The organism is Enterobacter sp. BNK-16 (assembly GCF_048684955.1).
GTDB classification, from domain to species: Bacteria; Pseudomonadota; Gammaproteobacteria; order Enterobacterales; family Enterobacteriaceae; genus Enterobacter; species Enterobacter bugandensis.
Genome location: NZ_JBLQTQ010000001.1, coordinates 4,516,638 through 4,528,362 on the forward strand (window position 1 = coordinate 4,516,638; position 11,725 = coordinate 4,528,362).

10 protein-coding genes and 1 tRNA gene are annotated in these 11,725 nt (G+C 52.7%); 3 read left to right on the plus strand and 8 right to left on the minus strand.

The genetic code is table 11. The features are described 5' to 3' along the window. Positions 1 to 203: 203 nt before the first annotated feature. From fadJ to ACMGGH_RS21710, 3 genes are all read right to left on the minus strand, one after another. Entirely contained in the window at positions 204 to 2,351 is a 2,148-nt protein-coding gene (gene fadJ / locus ACMGGH_RS21700; protein WP_047364131.1) for a fatty acid oxidation complex subunit alpha FadJ, read from the minus strand. After that, positions 2,351 to 3,661, minus strand: a complete 1,311-nt coding sequence (gene fadI / locus ACMGGH_RS21705) for an acetyl-CoA C-acyltransferase FadI (RefSeq protein ID WP_126345370.1) — start codon at positions 3,659 to 3,661, stop codon at positions 2,351 to 2,353. The genes fadJ and fadI overlap by 1 nt, the downstream gene beginning before the upstream one ends. A 246-nt stretch (positions 3,662 to 3,907) precedes the next feature. After that, complete coding sequence (locus ACMGGH_RS21710) at positions 3,908 to 4,192, minus strand: YfcZ/YiiS family protein (RefSeq protein WP_028013973.1); 285 nt, start codon at positions 4,190 to 4,192, stop codon at positions 3,908 to 3,910. Between the two features lie 372 nt (positions 4,193 to 4,564). Here ACMGGH_RS21710 and fadL point away from each other — a divergent pair, with 372 nt between their 5' ends. Further along, positions 4,565 to 5,845, plus strand: coding sequence for a long-chain fatty acid transporter FadL (gene fadL, locus ACMGGH_RS21715; protein WP_041908871.1), 1,281 nt, complete (start codon positions 4,565 to 4,567; stop codon positions 5,843 to 5,845). Positions 5,846 to 5,889: 44 nt separating this feature from the next. On the opposite strand, the gene mlaA is transcribed toward fadL, so the two are convergent. Next, positions 5,890 to 6,642, minus strand: coding sequence for a phospholipid-binding lipoprotein MlaA (mlaA, locus tag ACMGGH_RS21720; RefSeq protein WP_041908870.1), 753 nt, complete (start codon positions 6,640 to 6,642; stop codon positions 5,890 to 5,892). Between the two features lie 315 nt (positions 6,643 to 6,957). On the opposite strand from mlaA, the gene ACMGGH_RS21725 reads away from it, so the two are divergent. After that, a complete protein-coding gene (locus ACMGGH_RS21725; protein WP_041908869.1) occupies positions 6,958 to 7,887 on the plus strand; it encodes a formate/nitrite transporter family protein in 930 nt (309 codons plus the stop codon). Between the two features lie 75 nt (positions 7,888 to 7,962). Beyond that, a tRNA-Arg gene (locus ACMGGH_RS21730) sits at positions 7,963 to 8,034 on the plus strand. A 51-nt stretch (positions 8,035 to 8,085) separates the two neighbouring features. On the opposite strand, the gene ACMGGH_RS21735 is transcribed toward ACMGGH_RS21730, so the two are convergent. From ACMGGH_RS21735 to ACMGGH_RS21750, 4 genes are all read right to left on the minus strand, one after another. After that, positions 8,086 to 9,420 carry a VasL domain-containing protein gene (locus tag ACMGGH_RS21735; RefSeq protein ID WP_232948889.1) on the minus strand — a complete coding sequence of 445 codons (1,335 nt, stop codon included), beginning with the start codon at positions 9,418 to 9,420 and terminating at the stop codon, positions 8,086 to 8,088. A gap of 44 nt (positions 9,421 to 9,464) precedes the next feature. Continuing rightward, a complete protein-coding gene (locus tag ACMGGH_RS21740; RefSeq protein WP_048959653.1) occupies positions 9,465 to 10,709 on the minus strand; it encodes a GIY-YIG nuclease family protein in 1,245 nt (414 codons plus the stop codon). 75 nt (positions 10,710 to 10,784) lie between these two features. Further along, the gene (locus tag ACMGGH_RS21745; RefSeq protein ID WP_167401636.1) at positions 10,785 to 11,183 is read right to left on the minus strand and encodes a hypothetical protein; all 399 of its coding nucleotides are present in this window, start codon (positions 11,181 to 11,183) and stop codon (positions 10,785 to 10,787) included. Positions 11,184 to 11,248: 65 nt separating this feature from the next. After that, a complete protein-coding gene (locus ACMGGH_RS21750; RefSeq protein ID WP_232948890.1) occupies positions 11,249 to 11,719 on the minus strand; it encodes a hypothetical protein in 471 nt (156 codons plus the stop codon). Between the last annotated feature and the right edge of the window lie 6 nt (positions 11,720 to 11,725).

Genomic DNA, 11,725 nt, shown 5'->3' on the forward strand with positions numbered 1-11,725 from the left:
CCGCTTTTGTTAACCAGAATCACCGGCGTTAACTACCCGCGATTAATGCTCTGAGGTAGAAAACCCGATGGCCGGGCATTGTGCCTGATCCATTCGGTGAATGAAACGCTGTTTTTTACCTCAATGGCGTAAGTATAGTCAATCTCTGTTTACAAAATCGCCAGAACAGGTTCATTCACCTCAGGATTTACCCTTCTTTGACTTCAGTTTACGAAATCAGTTTCCCTTGCAGGCCAGAATGTCTGGCCCCGCTCCGCCATCTGCAATAATTCGTCACACGGTGTGAACCGCGGACCGTATTGCGAGGCCAGACGTTGCAAAATGACAACCACTTCACCCGCACCGAGCGTATCCATGTAACGGAACGGGCCGCCAAGGAACGGCGGGAAACCAATACCAAATACCGCGCCGATGTCGCCATCGCGTGCGCTCTTGATCACCTGTTCACCAAAGCAGCGCGCCGCTTCATTGAGCATCATCATCACGCAACGTTCTGCGCACTGAACGGCAGACAGTCTTCCCTGACCGGTGGCCGAAATAAGCCCATAAACCGAAGGGTCGACCTGTTTCTTGCTTTTACGCCCTTTCGCGCCGTAAAGATAGAAACCGCGTTCATTTTTTCTGCCTTTGCGATCGTCCTTCAAAATTGCAGAAACAATGTTTGCAGGCGGGGTAAAACGATCGCCATAAGCCGCTTCCAGCACAGGTATAATTTTAGTGCCGGTGTCTATTCCCACCTCATCCAAAAGTTGGATTGGACCGACGGGGAAGCCAAACTTTACGAGCGCCTCGTCGACGTGCTCGATTTTCTCCCCTTCCGTCAGCAGCCGCATCGCTTCGTTGATATAGGGTGCCAGAATACGGTTGACGTAGAAGCCAGCCTTGTCCGCGACCACAATCGGGGTTTTACCCTGTTTTTTCGCCAGCTTCACCACGGTGGCGATGGTCTGCGGGCTGGTCGTGGCGTGCGGGATCACCTCCACCAGCGGCATTTTTTCGACCGGACTGAAAAAGTGCAGACCAATGACCTGCTCCGGACGAGCAGCTTTCGCCGCGATATCGCCAATCGGTAAAGACGAGGTGTTTGAGGCAAAAATAGTGTGCGGCGCGCAATGCTGCTCTACGTCAGCCACCATCTGCTGCTTAAGCGCCAGGTCTTCGAATACGGCTTCAATCACCAGGTCCCGGTGTGCAAAACCGCTGTAATCCGTCGTGCCGGAGATCGTCGCCAGGGTTTTATCACGCTCGCTTGCCTTGATATGGCGGCGTTTGACCTTCCGATCAAGGTTCTGCCAGCTGTACTGCAGCGCGTGGTTGATGCCCTTTGCGCTGATGTCTTTGATACGCACGGGCAATTTGCCTTTGCTGGCGGTAACAAACGCGATTCCGCCGCCCATCAGCCCACCGCCCAGCACGCCAACGGCGCGCAGCGGAGCAGGCTCTGCCTCGCTGCCCGGATCTTTTTTCACCTCAGTACTGGCGAAGAAGATGCTGCGCAGCGCCTGCGACTGCGGCGTCATCGCCAGTTCACCAAAGGCTTTGGCCTCAGCGGCATAGCCGCTGCTGCTGCCCTGCGACAACCCGGTTTCCATCACTTCCAGAATGCGCTTTGCCGCCGGATAGTTGCCTTTGGTTTTTTGCTCGGTTTTTTTGCCTACCATGTTGAACAGGAGCGCGCGCCCCAGTGGCCCTGCCAGCACGCGCTCGCGTACAGGGAGAGGACGTTTTGTCTGACGTCCCTTCAGCGCCAGCTCAACGGCAGCGTCCAGTAAAATGGTGTGCGGAACGACGTCGTCAACCAACCCCACTTTCAGTGCCTGACGGGGGCGTAGCTGCTTGCCGGTTAAGATCATCTCCAGGGCGGTGCTAACCCCAACCAGACGCGGCAGACGCTGTGTTCCACCCGATCCCGGCAGCAGGCCTAACTGCACTTCTGGCAACCCTAAAACGGTTTTCGGATCGTCAGTGCAGATACGGCTGTGACAGGCCAGCGCCAGCTCCAGCCCGCCGCCCAGGCAGGCACCGTGGATCGCGGCAATAACCGGAATCGGCAGAGCATTGATTTCAGCCATCACCTGCTGTCCCTGACGCGCCAGATCTTCAGCTTCCTGCGCGCTTTTCGCTCGGGCGATCATGTTGATATCGGCCCCGGCAATAAAGTTATCCGGCTTAGCCGAGATAAAGACCAGACCACGAATCGCTTTATTTTCGCGGATCTGCTTAAGCATGGCGCGAACCTGAGTGCCGAATTCAGCCTTCAGGGTATTCATCTTTTCATCAGGCACATCAATAGTGATAACCGCGACGTTATCGAGGCGAACTGTCAGATTAAATGCAGATGGCATATCCATTATTCAGCCTCCAGAACCATTGCTGCGCCAAGGCCGCCCGCCGCGCAGGCGGTGACGAGACCAAACCCACCGCCGCGGCGACGGAGTTCGTGTAGTGTCTGGGTGATCATTCGCGCGCCCGTGGCCGCAAACGGATGGCCGTAGGCGATCGACCCACCCAGCACGTTGAATTTGCTCTGATCCACTTCGCCGGTGGCATGGGCGCGGCCCAGCACGTCGCGTGCAAAACGCTCGCTTGCCAGCAGCTGCACGTTTGCCAGGGTTTGCGCGGCAAAGGCTTCGTGCATATCAATCAGGGTTAAATCCGCCAGGGTTAGCCCCGCGCGATCCAGCGCCAGCGGCGTGGACCACGCCGGACCTAACAGCATGTCCTGCCAGACATCAATGGCGGTAAAGGCATAGCTGCGCAAATAGCCCAGCGGCGTGATGCCCAGCTCTTTTGCACGCGACTCCGTCATCAGGATCACCGCAGCAGCACCATCGGTCAGCGGCGTACTGTTGGCCGCCGTCACGGTGCCGTGCTTGCGGTCAAACGCCGGGCGCAGTTTGGCGTAATCCGCCAGCGTCGAGGTGCCACGAATATTGTTGTCTTCAGTAAGAGGCTCTCGATAGGGAGGCGTGTAGGCGGTCATGACCTCGTCGGTGAGTTTGCCCTCCGACCAGGCTTTCGCTGCCAGCTGATGCGAGCGATGCGCCAGCGCATCCTGCTGCTCGCGGGTGATGCCGTAGGTTTTGGCCATCTGCTCGGCGGTATCGCCCATTCGCAGGCCAGTCGAATATTCCGCGACGGCAGGTGGCACGGGCAAGAGATCGCGCAGGCGTAAACGCGAGAAGAGTTTGAGCTTCGCACCGGTGGTGCGGGCTTTATTAGCATCCACCAGAATGCGGGCCAGCTTTTTACTGACTCCAATCGGCAGTACGGAGGAAGAATCGGCGCCACCTGCGATCCCGGCGCGAATGGTGCCCGCCATCAGACTTTCCGCCACGTTTGCTACCGCCTGGAAGCTGGTCGCGCACGCGCGGCTAACGCTGTAGGCATCGGTATGAACGTTCATGCCGGTACCGAGAACAATCTCACGCGCAATGTTAGGGGCTTCAGGCATCTGCACCACCTGGCCGAAGACCAGCTGTTCGATGACCTCAGGCGGAATTTCGCTGCGAGCCAGCATCTCCCCCACTACCATTTTCCCCAGATCGACAGCCGGTATACCGTGAAACGCCGTCGCCTGACGTGCAAACGGCGTACGCAGACCGCTGACAATGGCAATGCGGTCACCTTGTCGGGTGATTAGCGGTAATGCCTGACTCATAACCTTCCCCTGTGAAAAATTTTACATGACTATAAAGTGGTCTGACCTGATAACAGTCTTAACCATTTTTTTACATTCAGCCAATCGGGGAAGCTTAAAAATGCGAGGTAAAACACAGAGAAGAAAAAGAAAATGCCCCTGCATGGCAGAGGCAATTGTGCGGTTTGTTGCCGGGTGGCGACGGTGCCTTACCCGGCCTACACGATCGTAGGCCCGTGCAAGCGAAGCGCCGCCGGGCAAAAAGGATTAACGCAGACCGAGCTGGAAAATCAGCGTTTCAGCTTCGCAGGCAAACACAAAATCGATATCCAGCTTCACGCCGCCGTCCACTTCTGTGAAGGTAGATTTGATTTCACACGGATCGGACTCCACATCACGCGCGCGCTTGCTCAGCGCGGCCAGCGTTTCTTCGGCTTCGGCGCGGTTGGTGAACACACGGCTGTAAGACGCGGTGCAATCGGTGTTGTCCATGATGGTGCCAACATCCATACAGCAGCAAACCGGGGTTTCATCAGCACTGCATTTACTCATAGCTCAATTTCCTCTGTATTCGCGCAGCGCGCGAGATAAACACGATGCTGATATTTTACGCCCCAGCGCTGGCTCTCTCCAGCCGTTAATGGCGCAAAATCGGATAAGTGACCGATATCACACTAAAAAATGATCTAAAACAAAAACCACCCTTTTGGGTGAGCCGCGATGGTCACAATTTTGCCAACCAGATCTCGTTTCAAGAAACATGTTTGAAAATATTAATAAACAAACTTGCAACATTCAGGCTGGTCGGACCTATACTCTGGCCACTGGTCTGATTTGTCTGTCATACCTCAGACCCTACACTTCGCGCTCCTGTTACGGTATGTAACAATTATTGAATAAAAATAACTCAATGAGGTTATGGTCATGAGCCAGAAAACCCTGTTCAACAAGACTGCGCTGGCAGTCGCAGTGGCAATCGTCTCTACTTCCGCCTGGTCAGCGGGCTTTCAGCTAAACGAATTTTCTTCCTCTGGCCTTGGCCGCGCGTATTCAGGGGAAGGTGCAATCGCTGATGATGCGGGTAACGCAAGCCGTAACCCTGCATTAATCATGATGTTCGATCGCCCGACCTTCTCTGCTGGTGCGGTGTATATCGATCCTGATGTCAACATTTCCGGCACGTCACCTTCTGGTGCGAGCCTGAAAGCAGATAACATTGCGCCAACGGCGTGGGTACCTAACCTGCACTTCGTTGCACCAATCAATGAACAATTTGGCTGGGGCGCATCCGTCACGTCTAACTATGGCCTTGCTACCGAGTTCAATAACAACTACCCGGCAGGCGAATACGGCGGTAAAACAGACCTGACAACGCTAAACCTGAACCTGAGCGGTGCTTATCGTCTGAACGACAGCTGGAGCTTCGGTCTGGGCTTTGATGCCGTCTACGCCGATGCAAAAATTGAGCGTTACGCCGGTGAACAAACGGCTCGCCTGCCGAAAAACAGCAACAAAATTGCCAGCCTGAAGGGCGATGAGTGGGGCTATGGCTGGAACGCCGGTATTCTGTACGAGCTGGACAAAAACAACCGCTGGGGCCTGACCTATCGTTCCGAAGTAAAAATTGACTTCGACGGTGATTACAAGAGCGGCATCCTGACGCCGGTCAACAGCCTGGTCCCTGGTGCGGGTACCACTATCCCGTGGGGGACTTCCGGTCAAACTGTCCCTGGCTCACTGTCACTGCATCTGCCAGAAATGTGGGAAGTCTCGGGTTACAACCGCGTAGCGCCACAGTGGGCTATTCACTATAGCCTGGCCTATACCAGCTGGAGCCAGTTCCAGGAGCTGAAAGCGACCGGCACCAACGGTCAAACGCTGTTCTATAAGGACGAGAGCTTCCACGACGCCTATCGCATTGCGTTGGGTACCACCTATTATATGGATGATAACTGGACATTCCGTACCGGTATCGCATTCGATGACAGCCCGGTACCGGCTGATAAGCGCTCCATTTCCATTCCGGATCAGGACCGCTTCTGGGTGAGTGCTGGTGCAACCTACGCGTTCAACGAGAATGCTTCTGTCGATGCGGGCGTATCTTATATGCATGGCCAGAAAGTGACCTTCAAGGAAGGCCCGTACGAATTTACCTCTGAAGGTAAAGCCTGGCTGTTCGGTACTAACTTCAACTACGCGTTCTAATCGCGCAGGGATCAAAAAAGGTGAGCGTTGCTCACCTTTTTTATTTATTCCGAATCAATATCTTTGAGTTCGTTTTCAATTGCCTTCGCGTTTGGATTATCTTCCGGCTTCAGCTTGCCGCCGTTGGCGATAAAGTCATGATTCTGGAAGTACGCTTCACGCACCATAATGTACGGATCGGACGACTGGCGCAGCAGACCGTCTGAATCAAGCAGTTGCGCACGGGTTTCAATCCCTTCCACCGTCCATTTACCCACCGACAGCGGCCAGGTCAGCCACGACAGAACCGGATACAGCGTATCGACCATATCGCCGCCATCATCACGCACGGTGAAGCTGCCATAGAACGGCAGATGGACGTAAGGACCGTAACCGACACCATAATGCCCCAGCGTACTGCCGAAACGGTGCGGCTGTTCACGCTGCAGTTTCGGGTTTGCCATACCTGCAACATCGATAAAACCACCCATACCCAGCAGGGAGTTCAGGAAGAAGCGCGTAAAGTGCACCATCCCCTGATACGGATCGCCCTGCAGGAAATAGTTGACCATCACCGCAGGCTCTTCGAGGTTGCTGGTAAAATTGCTTAACCCATTACGCGCGGGCTGTGGAACATAATCGCGCCATGCTACTGCCACCGGGCGAACCACATACGGGTCCAGCACGTTGTAGTTGAAGCTATACATAGAGCGGTTAAATCCTTCGAGAGGATCGGAGCGTCCCGTTTGCTCCCCGGAGCTGGCGCAGCCCACAAGCATCGTCGCGCCCAGCGCAAGCGCCGACAGCCGAAGTTTCATAAATATCTCCCTGTTCAGTATGGCTATCGTTGATTGCCATCCGTAACGGAGCATCTGGCGCTCCGTCTGAAAACGTGCAAGTGATTGTAACAGCACGTTTACCGATGTCTATGAGTACAGTTACGGGCAGTAATCACCATGACTCTGATCTCAGCATAGCCTGACTTTTGGAATTCGTTTCGCTGGCAATTTTATAATGTCTTTGAACAAGATGTATCACCTTTGTTGTCATTCCCGCCAATTTAAGAGCATCCCCACAGGCATCCCGATAAAAGCCGCTACGCTTAAAAGAAAGATCAACCTCCGGGAGCAGATATGAAAGAAGTGGGTGAAGACAAAATTGGCGAAAGTAATGAGGAACATGAAATTGAAAGCGAGGAGAAAGCGCGCGGTGAGGAGATAGAGATTGATGAGGATCGCCTCCCCTCCCGCGCGATGGCAATTCACGAACATATACGCCAGGACGGCGAAAAGGAGATGGAGCGCGATGCCATGGCCCTCTTCTGGTCAGCAATCGCGGCTGGACTGTCAATGGGCGCCTCGCTGCTTGCTAAAGGGATATTTCATGTGCAGCTGGAGGGCGTTCCTGGCGGATTTTTACTGGAGAACCTCGGCTACACCTTCGGCTTTATTATCGTCATCATGGCCCGCCAGCAGCTATTTACGGAGAACACGGTGACCGCCGTACTGCCGGTGATGCAAAACCCCACCCTCGGCAATTTTGGTTTATTGATGAGGCTCTGGAGCGTGGTTCTGCTGGGAAATATCATCGGCACGGGCATCGCGGCCTGGGCATTTGAATATATGCCGATATTTGATGAACCCACCCGGGACGCGTTTGTGAAGATCGGTATGGATGTGATGAAAAACACGCCGGTCGAAATGTTTTCTAATGCCATCATCTCTGGGTGGATTATCGCCACAATGGTGTGGATGTTCCCTTCTGCCGGTAGCGCTAAAATCGTGGTGATCATACTGATGACCTGGCTGATTGCGCTGGCGGATACCACGCATATCGTGGTCGGTACCGTTGAGATACTTTACCTGGTCTTTAATGGCACGCTTCACTGGAGCGATTTTTTCTGGCCGTTCGCCATTCCGACGCTGGCGGGGAATATCTGCGGTGGAACGTTTATCTTCGCGCTGTTAAGCCATGCCCAAATCCGTAACGACATGTCGAATAAACGCAAAGCCGAGCTTAAGGCGCAGGCAGAAAAGGATAAAGCAGCAAAAAAATCAACCTGAATGGTGACTCTTTGAGCAGTCAGGCGGCAACGCGCTTAACGCAAAGTGTAAATAACGCTATACTCGTGCCGCCTCGTCCCCTTAGTTAAATGGATATAACGAGCCCCTCCTAAGGGCTAGTTGCAGGTTCGATTCCTGCAGGGGACACTTTTATCTTCCTCTGTTTTTAACCCAAATTAGTCTGTTCGCTGCAAAAACTCATTGAGCAGAAGCATCCTGCTTTATTTGAGCATAACGCGTTGCCAGTTGCTTTAGGTGAAGCTCAAGTTGGGTCTTTTCTGCTTCAGGGAGCGCACTTCCTGCAGGATACTGCGACAGGCGCCTGAGCTGCTCTTCAGCGGGTATCGCATGGTTAAATGACTGCATAGTCGAAAAAACCACGGATTTAAGCTCACTCACGGTTATATATTTTCCCTTTTGCTCATCCAGACTACTCAGCCGATCACTCAGTTGCTGAAGCGTCATCATCCCCTGATACCAGCTGTTCATTGCGTCTACAGGCAACGCCGTCGCGTTAAACTTTTTTTGCCACTGTACTATCAGCGCTTTAGCCTCTTCGGGCCGTAATGTCTGGAGCTGCTTTAACAGCTGTAGGCTGTAGGAAATATTCCAGTCAGGAGACAGTTTATCCAGCCGTGCAAGCTGCTGCTGCGTATCTGAAATAAACGTAGACGGTAACGTTCCTCGCTGCGTTAACGCGTCTTGCTGAACAGGTGTAAGCACTTCAGGTAACGGCGCCAGCGAAGCAATGGCCTGAGTCGTTAAGGGATCGGGTCTGGACAGAAAGCCCCATCCCCACGCTACGGCGACGCAGGCCAGCAGCGCAGAACACGCCCCAGCGACAAAAGGTTTCCATGGTCTGACAGACCCGTGAGCCACCATACGGTCCTCACTCTTCGGCTCGGTTTCCTGCTGCGCAACATAGACCCATTTCACCGCTTCGATTGGCTCTGTCCTCTCCGGAGGCGATTCACTGCCGGGCCCGCTCCCATTCAAGTCTGTCATGCCTGTACTGGTTTCCAGCCTTGCTGCGCTTGAATGTATCACCATTCGTAACGTATCAAACTGGCTAAGGTGTTTGAGCTCAAGGCGCTGAAGCACCTCGCCCAGGCGTGTAAGCAACGCTTCAGCGCTATAAAGTTCGCGAAGATTACCGTTATTTAATGGAAGCATACGCATGCGCTGCTGCAGTCGCTGGCTCAGGCTGCTAAGGATTTCCATACGAACCTGCAGCGACTGCGGCCAGAGAACATCCCACTGACGACTAATCAGCGCCTCCAGGATAGCGAGCCCTTCATTCAGACCAGCTAATCCAGACAGGTGCGTACGGGCAAGGGTGTACCAGGCTGCGGTCTGCAACTCAACGCCGTTTTGCTCGAATAATGAAAGGCAGCGTTTTTCAACGTATACCCAGTTCACATCCGGGCGCGCTGGATGGCTTAGTTTATTCAATTCATTACGAAGGGAGGTATATTCCGGAAGCGTGCGCGGGTCGCCGCCGGTTTTTATTTTACGCGGGGTGATGTCATTCATGACCAGGTATTCCTTTTACTTGAGGAACTATGGCGAATTATCGTTTATGCTGCTTCGCTTTCTGCATATTCAAGACTTTGCAGATACTGTAGGGCAACAGGGTCTGCAATATATTCAACCTGACCATGGTGACGTTCTACCTCATCGATAATTTTGCTGAGCTCGACACGGAAAAACTCCTTACGCAGGTTAATTCTGTTAATCCGGTAGCTTTCCAGATGGTCATGCAGCGTCTTTTCAAGCGCGGGGGCGTCATCGCAGGAAATCATGGCGTGAACGTCAAAATCAAAAGGCACGGCGGCACCACTCAGTTCTTTTACGCGCTCCATGGGCTCCAGTCGTCGGGTCATACCGATTTTGAAGACGTTTTCACCGAAAGAGCCGATATTCGAAATCACATACACATGTCCCTGTTTTGTAAGCTGGGCCATGGATTTGGCGCGTTCATACTGCTGGTGGACGTCCTGAATTTTCTGCTCCAACTCCAGGCGCTGTCTTTCCAGTTCTTCCCTGTGAGCACCTTCAGCGGCAAGTAGAGCTTCCTCCAGTAAACGCTGTTGTTCAGCAAGGCGTTGCTCTTCCTCTTCCGCTTCGTGCTGCTGCCTGTCCAGTTCGTCCTGACGCTGCTTTTCTTCTCGCATCTGACGTTTGAGCTCGGCCTGAAATTCTTTTTCTTCCTGCGCTTTTTCCAGCAGGGCGACCTTATCCAGAAATTGCTGTTTTACGCTTTCCCAGTCGGCGTTATCCTCAAGCTCGAGAAAATTGATTTTTTCACTGATAGCTGAGTAAGCCTCTCTCTCCTTCCTGAGCTGGTCGTACTTGCTTTGCCAGTTATTTACCGTGGTGCCGGAGAGCAGTGTTTTGACTTTGAATTTATATGCTGTGTCCACAATACGCTGCAGTGCCCGAGAGGCTTTTTTTCTGGCATTGTGAAATTCCTCCCACTGACCCGAAAGCTGTTTCTTTTCCTGATACAGGCCGCGAGCCACTTCAGCACTGACCGTTTCTTCAAAGGCTTTCTCTTTCTGTGCCAGGTCAAACACGGCCCGTTCAAGCTCCGCTGTTCTATTACGGAAGCCCCGGTAAATGAAAATCCGTATTATCAATGCAACGGCTATCAGCAAGCCAAAGAACAGAGCGATTATCCCTGCTGGATTCGACACAGATTCAATAAATCGCTCATTCAAATTAATTAATGCTCTTACTGCGACATAAATACCCCACGCAATTACACCAATAATAACCAGAATAATTCCCGCGGCATTGTTATCTTTTTTTCTTCGTGCCATTTTTATTTATTTCCTTTCTTCTTGCAATCCAGTTTATTCAATCCACACCGTGGCAAAGAATCTCTTTCACATGGATTAATACTGATTCCCTGAACAAATCGGTAAATGAGTGAAGCCGGGCTTGTTTGCCATATAGAGAGGAGCGCATGTGGGCTGACGGGGTTGCGTACTGACCGGCTCGTCGCTTTCTGCCAAGGCCTGTTGCTCCTTCTTTTTCTGAGTTACCGTCTTTTTCGTCCGTGTTTTACTGGCGGGAAGGGAAGGCTTTTCCTGCTGGTGAGTTATGGCGTTACCGTACCCGGAGCAGAATCGCTTCGACTGGCTAAAACTGCCGTCGTTACAGACAAAACGACCATCCGAGGTGCAATGTGCAATTCCTCCTTTTGAACCTGAACAGGGCTGTCTTCCTCGTGCAGCCTCAGCCTGTAAGGTAAAAAACACACTCAACATTAGAAAGAGGCTGAGTTTTTTCATTATTGCTTCCATGATTGTTTCGCGGTCCAGTGCTGAGTAACTAATAAAGGGGGTGAATATTAACGCTATGGCAACAGCGCTAAAATCAGACCGAAAAAAATAGCTTCATCAAATCGTTGTCCAGACTCAGGCGATGTATCAGGGGGACTATAAGTCCAGTTACTCACTCCCCTAACCCGCATGAACAGGCGGCCTTGAGAAATAACATTTTTCCCGGAACAGAATGTTATCTCGACACAGCCAGCCACACCCTGACCATACAAAAATACCGGCATAAATTTTACTGCCCGGTTGTCATAACGCAGAACGATACCGGAAATCTCGAAAGCCCCTCCCTCCACCAGCAGGTCCGAAACGGAAGCAGAGACAGTGCTCACATTCAGTCCGGTACCTGTGAGCCACTCATCCATCTGCGTCTGAAGTTGCTCCATTCGCAGGCGAAACTCAGCTATGTCCATCTGACTCTTGCTGCAAGGCAAAGCCGGCGTAGGTTGTCTGGCCTGCAATTTTTTCAAGAACTGTGATTTTATTGACATTGTGCT